Genomic DNA, 17,770 nt, shown 5'->3' on the forward strand with positions numbered 1-17,770 from the left:
AACCGGCATTCTGTATATATTCGGTTATCCGTTGCAGCGGCTACTAACGGTGAATAGATTCGAAAAGCTTCTCCCAATGCCGAACAACATATTCGGGAGAGAAAGTGCGAGACTTTTCAAGACAGTGAATAGTAGCTAGCGGAAGCGAATGAATATTAGATCGTATATATGTGTCAAATACTAATGATACAGAACCGCAATGACTGCGCTCACAGCGTGGTTGCCCGTATCGCGAAGAGCGGACGCAAGAGCATCCGCCCGAGCCTGCGAAGAAGCCAGCAGAAGCACCGTCGGGCCGGATCCAGACACCAGGGAGGCGTACACGCCCTCACTATCGCGCAGGCTCAGGGTCTGCTCCAGCTGCGGCGCGCACGAAAGCGCGGGAGCCTGCAGGTCGTTACGCAGCAGGGGTGCTATGGAGGCGAGCGCCGCCTCCGAACCGTCGTAAGAGTTCAGAGCTTCAAGAAGCTCTACGGGTTCCACCAGTTCACCGGAGGCGGGGTACAGACCCGAGGTGCGGCCGGCGTCCAGCTGCTTGAATACGCTGGGGGTTGAGAGACCAAACTGCGCGGCGACAATCACCAGATGCAGAGGTTCCTGAGGCGCCGCAACGTTCTGCAGCTCGGTTCCGGTCCCATGCCCCAGGGCGAGAGTCTGCCCGAGCGCGGCACGCACGCTAAAGGGAATATCTGCGCCTAGCTGTGCGGCGAGGCGCTCATAATCGGCCGGTGTCAGGAGCGTAGCCGTGCGGCCGGTTGCGTGCAGGTAGCGGTCCGTGGCGATGAGGGCGGCAGCCGCATCCGCTGAGCCGCCCGCCATACCGCCAGCCACGGGCACAGCCTTCGCAATATGCAGGTGCAGCGCCGGAGCGGAATCAATACCGTGCTCAGCAAGAATTAGCTCGGCGGCCCGGTAGACGAGGTTCCGCTCATCCATCGGCACAGCGGCGGGGTCGAACTGCCCCGCCTGCATCTGCTGGTCCACCAGGGAGCCGGGCACAATATCCATGCTCAAGCTCAGCCCCGGTGCTGCCCCTTCAGAAACCGTGATGGTCTCCGTCAGAGAGACCGCAGCAAAAAGCGTAGTCAGCGGGTGGTAGCCGTCCGGGCGCACATCTCCCACGGCAAGGTACAGATTGACCTTACCGGGAGCATCAACCGAAATAGCAGTCTGGGAGGCGGTACTCATCAGCGCATACACCTTTCGTGCGGGAAATCGCGTGAGAACGTCAGTGAAAATTCAGAGCAGGTAGAAACTACTCCGCAGCGGGCGAAGCTACTCCGCTACAGGCTCAGCCGGGACAGTCAGCGAAGCCTCCGCAATGCGGATAAAGCCGTGAATGTCCAGCTTCTCACCGCGTTCCGTCGGGGCAATACCGGCAGCCACAAGAATCTGCTCCGCACGCGCGCCCGAGCCCGCCCAGGAGCTCAGCGCGGCGCGCAGAGTCTTACGGCGCTGAGCGAATGCCGCATCAATAATCGTGAACACCAGGTCGCGGTCAACGGTAGAGAGCGGCTCCTCGCGCATGCGGAAACCCACCAGGCCCGAGTTAATCTTCGGGGCAGGCCAGAACACGTTCTTACCGATCACGCCCGCCTTGTACACCTCGGCGTACCAGTTAGCCTTCACCGAGGGCACACCGTAAATCTTCGAACCCGGGGTCGCCGACAGGCGGTCGGCGACCTCGTCCTGAACCATCACCAGGGCGTGACGGATGCTCGGGAACTGCGCAAACAGGTGAAGAAGAACCGGAACAGCCACGTTATAGGGCAGGTTAGCGACCAGTGCATCCGGGGTGCGGGGCAGCTCGGTGACCTTCAGGGCATCCATGAGCACCACGTCAATATCGCCCGCCTTCTCGGGGCGGAACTTCTCAATCGTGTGCGGAAGCTGCTGAGCCAGCGGCGGGTCAATCTCAACCGCCACCATATCCTTCGCCGCATCCAGGATGCCGAGGGTCAACGAGCCCAGGCCCGGACCGACCTCCAGCACCGTCTCCTCCGGTGAAATCTCTGCCGCGCTGACAATACGACGAATCGTATTGGGGTCAATCACAAAGTTCTGCCCAAGAGTCTTCGTCGGGCGAATCCCGAGCATCTCGGCAAGCTCACGAATCTCAGCAGGGCCGAGCAGGGGCAGATCGTTCACAGCGTTCCTTCACATAGGTGGATGGTGGGGAGGTTACAGTTTAGATTACCGCGAGAAACGCTGCTTTACCTCATCAAGAGTGGCTTCCAGAGCGTTCTTAGCGTTTGTAATACGCTTCTTCGGAGCCAAAGCAATGCGCAGTCGATCCAGAGGACCAGTACCGTGCTGGAGGCTATTCACCTTATCCAGATGACGCTTACCGGATTCCAAGATGACGCTACTACCCTCCCAGCCGCACAGGCCCGGCTGCACAAAACGCACATCCACACCCCACTGCTGGTACAGCTTGTAATCATCAGCCACGGTACCCGGCACCTTGTCCTCAAGCTGCTTGAGCAGCAGCTCAGCGCCCGAACGGGAAATCAAATACAAGCCGGTGCAAATCAGGGGCCAGGTACCGTACGGCTTACCCATACGGTACTTACCGTGCACAAAAGGAGACAGCAGGGACAGGCGGATGTATTCCACATGCGGGTTCAGCTTGCCGGCATCATTTGCAAAAGAATCGCTGAGGTTCACCAGCTGAACCTGCGGGTACTTCGTGATGATTGCGTTCACGACCGCCTCAGCATCCGGAGAAATAAGGATGTCGTCTTCGGCAATCAGCGCCCAATCGGCGTCACTTGCAATAAAGTCACGCCACATATTCACATGGCTGAGCATGCAGCCCTTCTCCGCGGGGCTAGGGTCACGATGCCAACGGCTACGGAAAAACTCAACGTCAAATTCTTCATCAGCGACGTGATTATCGCGATTATCCACCGCAGAATAACGGATAAAGTCTTGCGCCGGCGCACCCACCGAATAGAACGAATCGAAACGGTTCGCGCCGTCCAGGCCCAGAACATACTTCAGAATCTTTGCCATATTTTTTCCTTTCAACAGCTCATCCAGAAAACCTAAGCAATAGAAGATTGCGTCGGTTATTGGCGAGCTTTCAGAACATCAGACCCCCTGCACGACAGGAAAGTTCATCCATCTTAAAAATCGGTGCGTTAATGGCATGAAGTCTGAATATTGAGCGTGTGATAAATACGCACACTACTGTGCAACGTAGAAAAAATTCTATCATTCACCATGCACCAATCTCTTGTGTCCGCAGGTTAAAACGCGGTACGGCACGCGTGTACCAGTGCACAGCAAAAACAATCCCCTCCCTACCGCATATACACGATAGGGAGGGGATAAATGACAGGGCAGAAGATCCACGTATTCACATTTTTATGCGATAGTAGTAGCCCAATCCGTCTCTGGGTTACCGTCTCTGGATTATCGTCCTAGACGCTGCTTCACATCTTCGAGAGTGGCATCCAGAATATTCTTCGCGTTCGCAATACGCTTCTTCGGCGCCAGAGCGATGCGCAACCGGTCGATAAAACCGGTGCCATGCTGCGTGCTCTTGAGACTTTCCAAGTGACGAACGCCAGAAGTTTGAATGAGGCTGGTACCTTCCCAACCGCACAGGCCGGGCTGCACCAAATATACGTCCACTCCCCATTCTCGGTAGAGAGAATAATCATCAGCAACAACGCCGGGAACCGTCTCGCCATAACATTCTACGAGTCGTTCAGCCCCAGAACGCGAAAGAAGATACAAGGCAGCACCATACAGAGGCTTTGAACCATAGGCACTACCCATACGGTACTTGCCGTACACAAAAGGAGAAAGCAACGAAAGACGGGGGTAATCAACCTGCGGGTTGAGCTTGCCAGCTTCAGAAGCGTAGATATCGCCCAGGTTAACCATCTGCACGTGAGGATACTTTTCGATAATCCTCTCCACTACAGGCTGCAGGTCAGGGGAAATGAGAACATCGTCCTCTGCCAGCAAAGCCCAGTCGGCATCCGAAGCGAGGAAGTCCTTCCACATGTGGTAGTGGCTCAAAGCGCAACCCTTTTCGGCAGGCCTCGGCTCTTTACCGTAACGAGTCAAGAACAGCTTGCTATCGAATTGTGCATCAGTGACGTGATTATCACGGTTATCCACCGCAGAATAACGCTGAAAACCTTGAGCGGGTGCCCCCACCGAGAAGAAAGAATCAAACCGGTTAGCGTCATCCAGCCCCAGAACGTATTTCAGGATTTTTGCCATAATTTTCCCTTTGCTGTGGCACACCCACACAGTCCTTATCTAAAACGACAGAAGCCACGCATGAGTGCCGCGTATTGACTTGGCAACGACAAACACAAAGCGCGCAGAAAATATGCACGCACGATAACACGTCGCCTAGTCAGTGAGTGATGAATCGTATGTATGAAATACACTATCACTCAAGTGAAGATAGCACCCAACAATTGGCGTACAGCCCCCTGTTATATCTCGCACGTTACGCGCTACCTCACGCACTAGAGCTGAAAATAGCTACAAAAAAGCCTCTCCCCGCCATACATATATGGCAAAGAAAGGCTTTCTCAAAGAGGCCTACTTATTTCGCCTTGCCCAGCCGCTGCTTCACCTCATCAATGGTGGCGTCCAGGGCGTTCTTTGCATTCGCCAAACGCATCTTTGGAGCCAAGGCAATACGCAGGCGATCCGGAGTAGCTATCAGCTACATGCTGTGCACGCCTACCACTGACCGTAAACCCGCTCAGAATTCTCACGAATACGGCGGCAGAGCGCCTCCAGCTCCTCACCGCGGTGAGCCGCTATAAAACGCACCGTGTAGTTCGTCATGTAGGAGGCATTCGGGCGGCCTCGGAACGGATGCGGGGTCAAGAACGGTGCATCCGTCTCAGCCAGAATCAGCTCCGGGCGAGCCATCGCCAACGATTCCTGAATACCCTTCGAGTTCTTGAAAGTCACCGTGCCGGCAAAGCTCATATACCAGCCGCGCTCATTGCAGATCGCGGCAAGCTCCGGGCCGCCCGAGTAGCAGTGGAACACGGTACGTTCCGGCGCGCCCTCTTCATCCAGGATGCGCACGACGTCCTCGTGGGCGTCACGGTCGTGAATCTGCAGTGCCAGGTTGTGTTTCTTCGCCAGGCGGATGTGCTCGCGGAAGCTGTAGTGCTGCGCCTCCTTGCCTTCCTCACCGGTGCGGAAATAGTCCAGGCCGGTCTCACCGATAGCACGCACACGGTCGGCGGCGGCGAGCTCATCGAGGGTGGCGAGCGCCGCCTCCAGCTGACCGGCTGCAGCCAGTTCGGGGGCGGTGTTGGGGTGAATCGCAATGGCGGCGAGGACGCGCTCATCAGCCTGCGCGGCGGCGACCGCGTACAGGGAGGAGGGGATATCGCATCCGACCTGCACGATGGCGGCGATGCCGAGCTTCTCGCCGGCGTCGAGTGCGTCGCGGGCGCTGATTTCTACTTCGCCGTCGAGCAGGTCCATGTGGGTGTGGTTATCCACAATCGGGTACGGTAGCGGCTCGGGGGCGGGCGGGAAGACCAGGTTGCGGCTGCGGCCGTTCTCGCCGGTGGTGGAGCGGCGGCGGGTTCCTTCTCCGCCTTCGGCGTCGCTGATGCCGGTGTAGAGTTCCGCCTTATAGGGTGCGGGTACTTCACCGGGCACCGGTTCCCAGCCGTTAGGCAGTGCGGTTGCCTGGAGTGCCATGGGGGTGGGCAGGGTGTAGTTCGCCAGGGCGGCGAGGGAATTCAGGTACTCCTGGGTGATTTCAGGACCGGGGTGGCTCTGACACATTGATAAATCCTTGGGATAAAACTGCGGGGTAAAGCTGCGGGGTGTTTCTGGGTTATTCGGAGCGGGCAGCCAATGCCGCCTCGTACAGGTCACGCTTGGAGGTGCCGGTCTCGGCGGCAACCGCGGTGCAGGCGCTCTTGAGGCGCTCGCCGCCAGCCACGCGGTCGAGGACCAGCTGCACTACGTCCTGCGCTTCGGGGGTTTCGGGGGCTTGTGCGCCCTCAACAATAATGACGATTTCGCCTCGGACGCGTTCAGAGTCAGCCCATTCGGCAAGCTCAGCCAGGGTACCGCGTCGAACCTCTTCGTGAAGCTTAGTTAGCTCACGGCTGACCGTTCCGCGGCGGTCAGCGCCGAAGGTCTGCACGAAGTCTGCCAGGGTTGCGGCGGTGCGGTGCGGGGATTCGTAGAAAATCATGGTGCGCTCCTCCCCCGCCAGCGATGCAAGGCGGCGGGTGCGCTCGGAGCCCTTGCGGGCGAGGAAGCCTTCGAAGGTGAATCGTCCGGTGGGCAGGCCGGAGAGCGCGAGCGCGGTCAGTGCAGCGGAGGGGCCGGGCACCACGGTGACGGGCAGGTCGGCTTCCGCGACGGCTGCGGCGGCAACGTAGCCGGGGTCGGAGATGGTGGGCATGCCCGCATCCGAGAGCAGTAGCACGCGCTGACCGTCCTGTACCGATTGCACGATGGTTGCGCTACGTTCTTCTTCGTTATGGTCGTGGTTGACGATGACGCGACCGCGGGTGCGCACGCCAAGCCCGGAGGCGAGGGTTCGTAGCTTGCGGGTGTCTTCAACGGCGATGAGGTCTGCGGTGGCAAGAGCCGAGCGCAGTCGGTCGGAGGCGTCGGCAAGGTTGCCGATGGGGGTGCCGCCGAGGATGAGCACGCCGCCTTCTTCAGAGGTGACAGTAGCGTCAGCGGTGTCAGTCTCGGGTGCCTCGACCGTTTCTGAGGGGTCGACAATCTCTTCGGTGTATTCTGCGGGTGCGGTCATGGCAGGCCTCGTGTCTGTGTCTGGTCTTCGTGTACCCACTAAGTGTAACGCCCGCGCTCAATCCGGCGCCGGGTGATCTTGCCGGGTGAGGCACCGGGCGGGGCGCTGCGTCAGGAGCAGGTTCAGGGTGCTTCATATAAGCCGTTCACGGGCTGAAATGGTGCATCGTGCGTTCTGACCCTTTAGGATTGATGGGGTGAAGATACCTAAGCTACTTTCTCCCGCATCTGCCGCTCCGGCTGGTTCGGCTGGTTCTGCCCGTTCTTCGTCTGAGCGTGGTCGTTACAGCCTCGATTCTCTGCTGGATGCGCTCGCTGTTGCCTATATTCGTGCCCCGCGATGGGGTTGGTTGGCGCCCGCATTGATTGTGCTGGTTGCCGGCATTCTGCGTTTTTATAATTTGGCGCATCCGAATGCCATTGTTTTTGATGAGACGTACTACGCCAAGGATGCCTACTCGTATGTGCATTATGGCTATGAGTTGAGCTGGTCGAAGGACGCTAATGCTTCCTTTGCGGCGGGTCACCCGTCGGGTCTGTTGACGGATTCGCCGGAGTATGTGGTGCATCCGCCGTTGGGTAAGTGGATGATTGCCGCGGGCATGGCGATTTTTGGTGATAATAATCCCTTTGGTTGGCGTGTTTCTGCTGCGGTGATTGGCACCCTGTCGGTGGCGTTGATTGCGTATGCTGGCTGGCTGCTGTTCCGTTCGATGACGGTGGCGACTATTGCGGCTCTGCTGGCTGCTGTGGATGGCCTGATGCTGGTGGAGTCTCGCCTGGCTCTGCTGGATATTTTCCAGATGTTCTGGATTTTGGCGACTTTTGTGTGCCTGGTGCTTGACCGTATTCAGGCGCGGCGCGTGTTGGCGCGCAATATTGCGGAGGCGGCACGCCAGAATAGCGGTGTGCTTCCGCCGATGCCGTGGGGCCCGAGTATGGGTCTGCGCCTGTGGCGTTTTGCTGCCGGTGTGTGCGCCGGTGCTGCGGTGGGTGTGAAGTGGAATTCGCTGTTCTTTATTGCGGCGATGGGTCTGCTGACGGTGTTCTGGGATATTAATGCTCGCCGTATTGTTGGCCTGGACAAGTGGGGTTTGACGGCGCTGGTGCGTGACGGCATCCCCGCGTTCTTCCAGATGATTGGTGTGGGTCTGCTGGTGTATCTGAGCACTTGGGCGGGCTGGTTCCAGTCGTCGAATGCGTATTTCCGCCGTTGGGCTGTTGAGAACCCGGGCAAGGGCGTCATGTGGCTTCCTGAGGATCTGCGTTCCTTGTGGGAGTATCATGTGTCGGCGTTTAAGTTCCATTCTGGTTTGAGCAGCCCGCATACGTATTCTTCGCAGGCGTGGCAGTGGCTGGTTTTGGGCCGCCCGACCTCGTACTACTATGAGTCGCCGAAGCTGGGTTCTTCTGGCTGTACCGTGAAGTCCTGTTCCGAGGCTATTTTGAATATCGGTAACCCGGCGATTTGGTGGGCTTTTATTCCGGCGATTATTGTGGCGCTTCTGGTTCTGCTGCTGAAGCGGGATTGGCGTTTTGGTGCGCTGCTGGTTGTGTTCGGTGCTGGCTATTTCCCGTGGTTTATGTACCCGAATCGCACGATGTTCTACTTCTACGCCCTGTCTTTTGAGCCGTTCCTGATCCTGCTGTTGGCGGGTGTTTTGGGTCTGGCGCTGTCGGGTGCTCGTGGTTCGGTGTTGCGTGCTCGTTTGGGCGTGACGCTGGTGGCGATTTACCTGGTGGGTGTACTGGTGTTGAGCGCGTACTTTATGCCGCTGTGGACTGCTCAGGTAATTCCGTATGAGCAGTGGTATTCGCATATGTGGTTTAAGTCCTGGATTTAGGCTCGGTTTTTAGGCTGGGGTTTTAGGATCGGGCGATGCGAGCTTGGGTATAGCGAAGGGGGCTGGGTTCTACCGTGTGGTAGAGCCCAGCCCCCTTTGTTGTGCCCTTTCCGCGCTGGTTCGTGCGGTGAAGTGGCTGATGTTTTTTAGTTGTCGCCGACGCGTGCGGAGGCGAGCTTGACGCGCAGTTCCTGACGTTCCTGGCGGCGGCGTTCTGCCTTGAGCTTTCGGTATTTGGTGGGCCAGGTGGTCACGAGCAGGAGGGTAATCTGCGCGGCAACGAGGACCGCTACGGTGATTGCTGCATCGATCCAGAATTGCGGCGGGTAGAGGCGGATGAGGGAGCTTCGCACGGAGAACTCCCAGTTGCCCTGCGGGAAGAATACCTGGTGGAAGGTGGTGAACAGCCATTCCCAGCCGAAGACGCCCACGACGCCGAGCACCATAATGAGTCCCAGAGTAATCCATGCGCCGCTAAAGAGGCTGCGGCGGATGGTTCCGGGGGCGCGCTCGCGCAGGGAGATGCTGCTAAAGAGCGTCAGCAGGAAGAGCACGGCAACGGCTACGGTGGCGATGAGCAGTACCCACTTCACGTCGTGCATGTGGTTCACTTCTGCTTCGGTGAAGGCAAGGGTATTGTCGGCGCCGGTGGTGACGCGGGCAAGGTATTCTCGCGGCGCAAAGTTGTTGATGTAGTCCACGCCGTAGGAGCCCAGGCGCATCCTCTCGACCAGGTAGTAGCCGTAGCTGTCTTCGGGGAATCCGGGTCGGTGGTATTCGAGCCAGAGGAAGGGTGCGGAGGCTACGGCGCGGATCGCGATCATGAGTACGGTCAGCGGTACGGTGAGCGCGATGAGGGTTGCGCGGAGCTTGAGGAAGCGCGGGGTGTCTTCCACGGCGTCTTCGCGTGCTGCGGCGCGTTCTGCCGCTTCGGGCGAGGCTGCCAGGGAGGACAGCGGCGCGTTGGGGTCTGCGACCGCATGGGTGTGACCGGTGCGGGTGGTTTCGGTGCGGTACTTGCGTCCGGCGGTGGAGGCGCTTGCCGCCTCCGCGGTGGCGACGGTTTCTGCTTCAGCGGCCTTTTCGGCTTCTGCTGCTGCCGCTGCTTCTGCTTCGGCGGCGCGCTGCATGGTTTCGCGGTTGAGGTCGCTGAGGGTCGGGTTTTTGGGGGTACTCTTCGAATCGCGGACGAGGGGTACGAAGCCGGTGGAGACGTTGGTGCGGGTGCGCACGCGGGTGCCGACGCCCTGCTCACGAAGTTTGCTGCGTGCCGGGACGACGGGTACGGAACCGGTGGGCAGGTCGGGTTCTTCAGCGACGGTGGGTACGTCTGCTGCGATGCGACCGAATGCGCCGGTGTGCGGTGCCGGTTCGCTGGTGACGGTCTCTGCGCGGCGGGCCTTGAGAAGTTCTTCGGCGCTATTGCGGCGGATGGCCGGGCGCAGTGCGCCCCACATTCCTCGGTGTGTTTCTTTGCTCATTGATCTCGCGTTCTTCTTCGAGTGAATGGTGTTTGAGTGAGTTGCGGGTGTCTGTACTATCTGCCAGTTTCTCATACGCAAAGAACCTTCCGTGTGAATTCACGGAAGGTTCTTTGCATTCGGGTGTTTAAATCTTGGGTTCGAATTCTAGGATTCGGTGGTGTCCGCACCCTGGAGGGGTACCTTGTAGACCACTCGCCAACCCTGAGGTGCCGTCAGTCGTGCGGCGTGGTCGTCGCAGAGGTCGTAGGCGTGGGGTTCGCGAAATTCAGAGAGCGCGTCAATGAGTGCCGTGGAATCTGCGTAGGAGTAGTGGAGAGTAACAGTCGCCTCTCGCTGGCAGGTCTGGCGGGAGCACAGTCGTGCGGTCTGCATGTAGATGGTACCTTCCTGGCTTAGCTCGCCTGCTTGCGCAGTCGGCGGCGTTCACGTTCTGACAGCCCGCCCCAGATTCCGAAGCGCTCGTCATTGTCCATTGCATATTGTAGACATTCTTCGCGCACGGGGCATACACCGCATACCCTTTTGGCGTCTCGGGTGGAGCCGCCCTTCTCGGGGAAGAAGGCTTCGGGGTCGGTCTGGGCGCAGAGTGCTTCAGCTTGCCAGGCGAGTTCTCCGTCTTCGCCTTCGGTTCCGTAGAGTCCTGCCGCTGCGGTCCATACGTCGGTGCAGGCAGGCATGTTTCGTTCTGCGTCTGCGAGAAAGGTGTCGGTGGCTTTTTCGAGAGATTGAGTGGGATTCATGCTACGGTGCTGAGCGCCTGATGCGCGCGCGGCCGCGATGGAGCGGTCCGATGCAATGTAGGAGCCCATGGGTTTTCCTTCCGTGTTCTCATTGTGAGCTTAATGAGTCTGCGGATCCGTCGTCGACGGAATCTTAGTGTGTATGGTGTGGCATGGTTCGCTTTGGCCTCTACGGTCCCTCCAAGGCAAACACGCTTATATATCTATTAGACGTGCGACACGCCGTTTCGTCAAACTAGACTTAAACAATATTTAGATGTATGTGTTAGGGGCGTCATATTTAATGTAAATTTGACCTTTATATATTTTCCCACGCACCACTTACCCTCGCTCACACCTAAGGGACACCCAGGTTTTCCCTTCTCCAGGAGTGGTTTCCATCGCCCGTAAATTCCGCATGCTGACCGCAAATATAAGGGTTCACGACGACCACCCCACCCACCCCATCTCGAGTGCGAGGAAAGATTCTAATAATTAGATAAGAAAAACTTATCTTTTTCACCATGCGGTTTCTGAATATTTTTCGAGGCATTGCGAACCATTTACATTTCCAATTTATATTTATGCCACATTCCAAAATGAGACATTAGGGCTGTCAAACATTTTGAGCCATTAGATTTTTTAAGGCATCCTTAGGCGTTTTTACTTTACCCCTGTATCTTTTACTCCCGCGTCGGCTTCTCCACGCGCCCCACCACACGGTGCGGTAGAGTGAAACCCATGGTTACTCTCTCCCCCACCGGCGCCTCCGTGCCCACAACTCTGAACCGCTTCTTTGAGAAGCTCAGCAGCCAGCAGACTCCCGCCCTCATCTGGTATTCGGTAAATGGCGAGCGCATCGAGCTCTCCGGCAGGGTCCTCATGAATTGGGTTGATAAGAGCGCAAACCTGCTGGTTGAAGAATGCGAACTGGAGCCTGGTGAGGACTTTGACCTTCAGGCTCCCCTGCACTGGCGCACTATTGTTCTGGGCTTGGCGGCGCTGCGTGTGGGCGCTCTGCTGAACCAGGATGAGCCGTTGGTTGCCGCAGTCTGCACCGAGCAGGAGGCTGGCTACACGAACGACCCCGCGTACCTTCTGGCGGTTGATCGTGCCCCGCTGGCGCTTTCTTACACCGGTGACCTGCAGGCGCTGTCCTCCTATGCCGATGAGGTGCTCGATTATTGCGCGCTGGTGCGTAGCTTTGGCGACCAGTACTCCGGTATGCTTCCGGATGACTCGGCAGAGGTGCTTGAGGGCTTCACATACGCAGAGGCGTACGAGCAGGCGCTTGCACAGGCGCAGATTTATCGCACGGCGGGTTATGCGCTGCCTTCGGGTCAGCGTGCGCTCGCGCTGGAGTTGAGCCCCGATTACGCTTTTGATGCGTCGGAGGCGACCATGAGCGCCCTGTTGGAGGTTCTGGCGATTTTGCTCTCCGGTCATGCGGTGTTTGTGGCTGACCCGAGCGTGGACTGGCAGGATGAGCAGCTGGCGTCTCTGATGGATTCCGAGCGTGCAGTGGAGATTCCCCGCAGCTAGTTTCCCGCGCCTAGTGAGTCTTCCAAAGTTTCTAGATTTTTAAAAAACTTATCCCCCGATACAGCGTGTATCGGGGGATAAGTTTTTGGAACAAGTCTTAGCTGATGGTCGGCCTTAGGCGGGTCTAGGAGTTCTGCGAACCGGGCTTCGACTGCGCCTCGGATGCAGCCGCTTCAGAGGTTGCCTTACGTGCTGCGGGCTCTTCGCCGTCGAGGATAGCGGCGGCATCGTCAAACATGCGGCCGAGCTCCTCGTGGTCGGTGCCTTCACCTTCGTCAACCTTCTGGCGGTGCGAACCGTACACCCAGAAGCGGTAAAGGAAGTAGCGAAGGATGGTGCCCAGGATGGTACCGATGATCGTACCGGAGATGAAGGACGCCTCGGGGGTGCGCAGGTTCAGCACGTAGGTGCTGAATGCCACACAGCCTGCCTCAACGAGGATGCCGAGCAGGTTGACCAAGCCGAATTCGATAGCTTCGCGCTTCCAGTTCTCGGAGCGGGAGTCGCGGAAGGTCCACAGGCGATTCATGAGCCAGGAGAAGATGGTTGCGACAACACTTGCAACGACCTTCGCCTTAGTGTGGGACTCCGACATGATGGTCATCATCAGCATCCACACCGTCACAGAGTTCACGATGAAGGCGGCGCCGCCCACGGTACCGAATTTGAGCACCTCAATACCGTAGCTGTCCCAGAGGGATTTCAAGCGTTCGGTGAGGGTCGGTTTCGTCTGTGCGCTCATACGGGGCCTATCTAGCGGAGTTTTATCGGGAAAAAGGGGCGATATGCGACGGTGGGCGCTAGTTACGCGGCGACGGTCGAATGCTTCAGCCTCTTTTACAAGCTCTTATATGTTAATACAGTCCTGCTGTCTTCTCTGTACCTCTGAGAGTTTTTCCATGGACCTCCCAGCTATCGGGACGCCTCCGTTCACCTCGCCCCTGATGATGCCAAAGAGGCAAGCTTGAGGGCTTTACCCGCGTATCCGCCGCGTTACATCGACCGCGCAAGAATCTATGCGTTGGATCGTTTCACCTCTCTGACACCCATTCTGTGACCTTAATGTGGTCTTGCTCCCATAAGCACTCTGAAACCGGTACACTTAGGTGCTGTGACTTACCCTGTGACTGGACCCGTAATTGGCGTCATCGGTGGAGGCCAGCTGGCCCGCATGATGGCACCCGCAGCAACTAACCTTGGCCTCGACCTGCAGATTCTTGCGGAGGCGCCCACCGTCGGCGCCGTGGCGGCGGTACGTACCGCACCCGTCGGGGACTACAAAGATTTGGACACCCTCCGCGAATTTGCTCGCGGCAAGGATGTCATCACTTTCGACCATGAGCACGTGCCCACCGAATTTCTGCGCACCCTCATGGCAGAGGGCGTGAACGTTCAGCCCCGCCCCGAAGCCCTGCAGTACGCCCAGGACAAGCTCCTGATGCGCCAGGCCGTTGAGCGCCTGGGTCTGCCGAACCCGCGTTGGGCTCAGGTTTCTACCCTGGACGAGCTGCTCGCCTTCGGTGATGAGATCGGCTGGCCCGTGGTGTTGAAGACCCCGCGCGGCGGCTACGACGGCAAGGGCGTTCTCGTTCTGGATTCCCCCGCCGATGCTCGCGAGCGCAGCGCCGAGTGGTTCGAGCAGCTGCCTTCCCGCACTGATTTCTCCGCCCTGCTCGCTGAGGAGAAGGTGCCCTTCACCCGTGAGCTCTCCGCGCTGGTTGCTCGCCGTGAAAGCGGCGAGGTGCGCCCCTGGCCGGTCGTTGAGACCATCCAGGTGAACTCCATCTGTGACGAGGTCATTGCCCCCGCGCAGAATCTGGACCCCGAGATTGCTGAGGCTGCCGCTTCCGCCGCCGTGACTATTGCTTCCGAGCTGGGTGTCACCGGTGTGATGGCTGCTGAGCTTTTTGAGGTGCCCGGCTCCCCCGCAGGCTTCTACATCAACGAACTGGCGATGCGCCCGCACAACACCGGCCACTGGACTCAGGACGGTTCGGTGACCAGCCAGTTTGAGCAGCACCTGCGTGCGGTGCTTGATCTGCCGCTGGGCGATACCTCCGTGCTGGAGGGCGTTGCAGTGATGAAGAACTACCTGGGCGGCGAGAACGAGGATATCTTCGGCGTCTACCCGCTGGCGCTTTCGGCTGAGCCGCGCGCAAAGATTCACTTCTACGGCAAGGAAACCCGTCCGGGACGCAAGATTGGTCACGTGAACATTACTGGCACGGTGGCTGAGCTTGACGAGTTGCGCCACAGCGCCGCGAATGCCGCCTCCATTTTGCGTGACGGCCGCCCCCTGTAGCCCCTGTTTTAGCCGGTGCGCGGGGTGAGTGCATCCTGCATATCCGGTACCCCCTAGTGATGGTGGTTCGCCACCGCATCCTGAAAGGATATGAGGATTATGTCTCAGTCTCCCTATGATTCCTCCCAGCCCATCGTTGGCATTGTGATGGGTTCGGATTCGGACTGGTCGGTCATGGAGGCCGCAGCCGAGGTTCTGGACGAGTTCGGCATCCCCTACGAGGCTGACGTCGTCTCGGCTCACCGCATGCCCGAGGACATGATTGAGTACGGCAAGAAGGCTCACAGCCGCGGTATCCGCGTGATTATTGCCGGTGCCGGCGGTGCCGCTCACCTGCCGGGCATGCTCGCCTCCGTCACCGCTCTGCCGGTGATTGGTGTTCCGGTGCGCCTGAAGAACCTCGAAGGCATGGACTCGCTGCTGTCGATTGTCCAGATGCCCGCCGGTGTTCCGGTGGCTACCGTGTCCATTAACGGTGCTCGCAATGCGGGTCTGCTGGCCCTGCGCATCCTGGGTTCGGGTACTGATTCTTTCGCCCGCCAGGTGCATGACGACCTGCGTCAGTTCTCTCAGGATCTGCGTCAGAGCGCTATGGACAAGGGCGCCGCCCTGCGCACCCGCGTAGCCGAGGCGAAGGCGAAGGCTGCTGCCGAGCATGAGGCTGAGGAGAGCACCTCCTCGACTCGCCCGGCACCTGCTCCCGAGGCTTCCTCGGAGCCGCAGGCTTACGTTCCCTAAGCTCGGATACACTAGAAGTATGAGCAATATTCTTCAGTCCGATATTTGGGCACGTTTTCAGGAATCTAATGGTCACACCGTAATTCGTAAGAGCGGTAACGGCTGGTCGTACCTTGCGACCGTTGAGGGCGGTGCTACCGGCCGCTACTTGTACAGCCCGTACGGACCGGTTGCTTCGAGCGCTGTGGCCTTCGACGAGGCTCTTGCCTCGTTGAAGGAAGAGGCCGCGAAGCTTCGTTGTCTGTTTGTGCGTATTGAGCCTACTGAGTCCGCCATCTGGGGCGATCAGGATGCTGCGGCGTTCCTGGCTCGTCGCGGTGCGGTTCTGGCTCCTCGCCAGGTGCAGCCTTCGCACACGCAGATTATTGACCTCTCGGGCACCGAGGATGAGATCATCAAGGGAATGATTTCCGGTTATCGTACTCGTCATCGTAATATCCACAAGAAGGGCGTGACCGTTGAGGTGTCGACCAATCCCTCGGATATGTCGATTCTCTTCGGCTTCCTCGAGGAGACCGCGGAGCGTAACGGCTTCAACCGTCAGCACGACGACTACCTGATGCAGGCGGCTCGCGTGCTGATGCCCGCCGGTGCGGCGTCGCTCTACATTGCGAAGCTGGCGGGCGAGAACGGCGAAAGCACCCCGATTGCGGCGGCGTTCGTGTACGATTCGGACGATACCCGCACCTACGCGCACGCGGCGGCATCCTTCGAGCACCGCACCCTTAGTGCCGGTGTTGTGGTGATGACGAACTTAATCCTGGACGCTAAGCGTAAGGGCCTGAAGTACGTTGACCTCTTCGGCATCGCGCCGGAGGATCAGCCGGATCACGAGTGGGCCGGTTTCACGAAGTTCAAGAAGTCCTTCGGCGGCGAGTCCGTGGAGTACCCGGGTACCTGGGATGTGCCGGTCACCTCGCTGGGTTACCGCGCCTACACCCTGGCGTACAAGGCTCGTCCTGCGGTTTGCGATGCAGTGGCAAAGGCGAAGGCAAAGGTTCAGTCCTTCCGCTCTCGCTAACGACTTCAGGCGCCCCAATCTGGGTAGGTTCTGAGAGCTAAAAGCTAAATATACGAGCCAATATATGGGCTTAAATATACAAGGGAGCCGCCCCCAACCGAATCACTCGGTTGGGGGCGGCTCCGTATGTTTGGGGGCTACCTCAAAGGCTTAGGCTTCGCCGGGGCTCTTGGTGTGCGAGAGGATCTCGCGCAGGCGGGAGAGGCGGTGCTCAGCCTCAACGGTACGCACGGTGCCCGAGGAGGAACGCATGACCAGCGACTGGGTGGTCACAACGTTCTTGCTGTAGCGCACGCCGCGCAGCAGCTTGCCGTCGGTGATACCGGTTGCGGCGAAGAAGCAGTTGTCGCTGGTGACCAGGTCGTTGGTGGTCAGCACGCGGTCCAGGTCGTGACCGGCTTCCAGTGCCTTTTCACGCTCTGCCTCGTCGGTCGGTGCCAGGCGGCCCTGGATAACGCCACCGGTTGCCTTGATAGCGCACGCTGCGACAACGCCTTCGGGGGTGCCGCCGGTGCCGAGCATGAGGTCCACGCCGGTGTTTTCGCGGCAGGCTGCGATAGCGCCGGCGACGTCACCGTCGAGGATGATGCGGGTACGGGCACCTGCCTCGCGAATCTCCTGGATCAGCTTGGCGTGGCGGGGGCGGTCCAGCACGCATACGGTCAGCTCGCTGACCTTCTTGCCCTTAGCCTTAGCGACCAGGTGCAGGTTCTGCTTGACGGGCAGGCGCAGGTCCACGAACTCTGCGGCGTCGGGGCCGGTGACCAGCTTCTCCATGTAGAACACTGCGGAGGGGTCGAACATGGTGCCGCCATCTGCCACAGCAATCACGGAGAGGGCGTTGTCCATGCCGAGTGCGGTCAGGCGGGTACCGTCGATGGGGTCAACCGCGACGTCGAGGGAGGGGCCGGAGCCGTCGCCGACGTTCTCGCCGTTGTACAGCATGGGAGCCTTGTCCTTCTCGCCTTCACCGATGACGACGGTGCCGTTGAAGTTGACGGTGGAGAGGCGGTAACGCATTGCGTCTACGGCTGCACCATCTGCGAGGTTCTTTTCGCCTGCGCCGACCCAGGGGCCTGCAGCAATTGCTGCTGCTTCAGTCGCGCGGACCAGTTCCATTGCGAGGTTGCGATCGCCGTGGTTGTTGTTCGTAGTCATAGACTCACCTTCGAGATTTCTGAATACACCGTCGGCTGGCTGGTTCTTTCCAGCACGAAGTCGCCGACGCAGTAGTGCTCCTTTCAGGATAGCGCGCTCAGGCTTCGTTTTTCTTGTTCTGAACGAGTTTGCGTGCGTGTTGACTTTAAGGTGAGCAGATGCGGCAAATCGGTGAGGGCTGCGTC

16 protein-coding genes are annotated in these 17,770 nt (G+C 59.0%); 5 read left to right on the top strand and 11 right to left on the bottom strand.

The annotated features are described in order from the left end of the window. Positions 1–180: 180 nt before the first annotated feature. The 6 genes from QZ822_RS04120 to rsmI all read right to left on the bottom strand — a co-directional run bounded on the left by QZ822_RS04120 (position 181) and on the right by rsmI (position 6,778). Positions 181–1,188, bottom strand: a complete 1,008-nt coding sequence (locus QZ822_RS04120) for a 4-diphosphocytidyl-2C-methyl-D-erythritol kinase (RefSeq protein WP_294642798.1) — start codon at positions 1,186–1,188, stop codon at positions 181–183. An 87-nt stretch (positions 1,189–1,275) separates the two neighbouring features. Then, a complete protein-coding gene (rsmA, locus tag QZ822_RS04125) occupies positions 1,276–2,148 on the bottom strand; it encodes a 16S rRNA (adenine(1518)-N(6)/adenine(1519)-N(6))-dimethyltransferase RsmA (protein ID WP_294642800.1) in 873 nt (290 codons plus the stop codon). Positions 2,149–2,193: 45 nt separating this feature from the next. Next, positions 2,194–3,015, bottom strand: a complete 822-nt coding sequence (locus tag QZ822_RS04130; protein ID WP_049338737.1) for a glycosyltransferase family 25 protein — start codon at positions 3,013–3,015, stop codon at positions 2,194–2,196. Positions 3,016–3,417: 402 nt separating this feature from the next. Further along, positions 3,418–4,239: a glycosyltransferase family 25 protein gene (locus QZ822_RS04135; RefSeq protein ID WP_294642802.1), complete on the bottom strand. Its 822-nt coding sequence runs from the start codon at positions 4,237–4,239 to the stop codon at positions 3,418–3,420. A gap of 474 nt (positions 4,240–4,713) precedes the next feature. Beyond that, a complete protein-coding gene (locus QZ822_RS04140; protein ID WP_294642804.1) occupies positions 4,714–5,787 on the bottom strand; it encodes a TatD family hydrolase in 1,074 nt (357 codons plus the stop codon). Positions 5,788–5,839: 52 nt separating this feature from the next. Then, positions 5,840–6,778: a 16S rRNA (cytidine(1402)-2'-O)-methyltransferase gene (gene rsmI / locus QZ822_RS04145; RefSeq protein ID WP_294642806.1), complete on the bottom strand. Its 939-nt coding sequence runs from the start codon at positions 6,776–6,778 to the stop codon at positions 5,840–5,842. Between the two features lie 196 nt (positions 6,779–6,974). Between rsmI and QZ822_RS04150 the strand changes: the two genes are divergently transcribed. Further along, positions 6,975–8,621 carry a dolichyl-phosphate-mannose--protein mannosyltransferase gene (locus tag QZ822_RS04150; protein ID WP_294642807.1) on the top strand — a complete coding sequence of 549 codons (1,647 nt, stop codon included), beginning with the start codon at positions 6,975–6,977 and terminating at the stop codon, positions 8,619–8,621. 146 nt (positions 8,622–8,767) lie between these two features. Here QZ822_RS04150 and QZ822_RS04155 read toward each other — a convergent pair whose 3' ends face one another. From QZ822_RS04155 to QZ822_RS04165, 3 genes are all read right to left on the bottom strand, one after another. Further along, on the bottom strand, positions 8,768–10,102 hold the full coding sequence (locus tag QZ822_RS04155) for a TIGR01906 family membrane protein (RefSeq protein WP_294642810.1): 1,335 nt from the start codon (positions 10,100–10,102) through the stop codon (positions 8,768–8,770). A gap of 147 nt (positions 10,103–10,249) precedes the next feature. Further along, a complete protein-coding gene (locus QZ822_RS04160; protein WP_294642812.1) occupies positions 10,250–10,477 on the bottom strand; it encodes a DUF3499 family protein in 228 nt (75 codons plus the stop codon). A 20-nt stretch (positions 10,478–10,497) separates the two neighbouring features. Beyond that, positions 10,498–10,914: a WhiB family transcriptional regulator gene (locus QZ822_RS04165; protein ID WP_294642814.1), complete on the bottom strand. Its 417-nt coding sequence runs from the start codon at positions 10,912–10,914 to the stop codon at positions 10,498–10,500. 651 nt (positions 10,915–11,565) lie between these two features. Here QZ822_RS04165 and QZ822_RS04170 point away from each other — a divergent pair. After that, positions 11,566–12,366 carry a TIGR03089 family protein gene (locus QZ822_RS04170; protein ID WP_070604210.1) on the top strand — a complete coding sequence of 267 codons (801 nt, stop codon included), beginning with the start codon at positions 11,566–11,568 and terminating at the stop codon, positions 12,364–12,366. 124 nt (positions 12,367–12,490) lie between these two features. Here QZ822_RS04170 and QZ822_RS04175 read toward each other — a convergent pair whose 3' ends face one another. Further along, positions 12,491–13,108 carry a GtrA family protein gene (locus QZ822_RS04175; RefSeq protein ID WP_294642816.1) on the bottom strand — a complete coding sequence of 206 codons (618 nt, stop codon included), beginning with the start codon at positions 13,106–13,108 and terminating at the stop codon, positions 12,491–12,493. Positions 13,109–13,477: 369 nt separating this feature from the next. On the opposite strand from QZ822_RS04175, the gene QZ822_RS04180 reads away from it, so the two are divergent. From QZ822_RS04180 to QZ822_RS04190, 3 genes are all read left to right on the top strand, one after another. Continuing rightward, entirely contained in the window at positions 13,478–14,668 is a 1,191-nt protein-coding gene (locus QZ822_RS04180; protein WP_294642818.1) for a 5-(carboxyamino)imidazole ribonucleotide synthase, read from the top strand. Positions 14,669–14,767: 99 nt separating this feature from the next. Then, positions 14,768–15,406, top strand: coding sequence for a 5-(carboxyamino)imidazole ribonucleotide mutase (gene purE / locus QZ822_RS04185; RefSeq protein WP_294642820.1), 639 nt, complete (start codon positions 14,768–14,770; stop codon positions 15,404–15,406). Between the two features lie 19 nt (positions 15,407–15,425). After that, entirely contained in the window at positions 15,426–16,427 is a 1,002-nt protein-coding gene (locus tag QZ822_RS04190; protein WP_294642822.1) for a peptidoglycan bridge formation glycyltransferase FemA/FemB family protein, read from the top strand. Between the two features lie 150 nt (positions 16,428–16,577). On the opposite strand, the gene glpX is transcribed toward QZ822_RS04190, so the two are convergent. Next, on the bottom strand, positions 16,578–17,585 hold the full coding sequence (gene glpX / locus QZ822_RS04195) for a class II fructose-bisphosphatase (protein ID WP_049342937.1): 1,008 nt from the start codon (positions 17,583–17,585) through the stop codon (positions 16,578–16,580). Between the last annotated feature and the right edge of the window lie 185 nt (positions 17,586–17,770).

Origin of the sequence: uncultured Rothia sp. (genome assembly GCF_916715725.1) — a bacterium.
In the GTDB taxonomy this organism is placed as follows: domain Bacteria; phylum Actinomycetota; class Actinomycetes; order Actinomycetales; family Micrococcaceae; genus Rothia.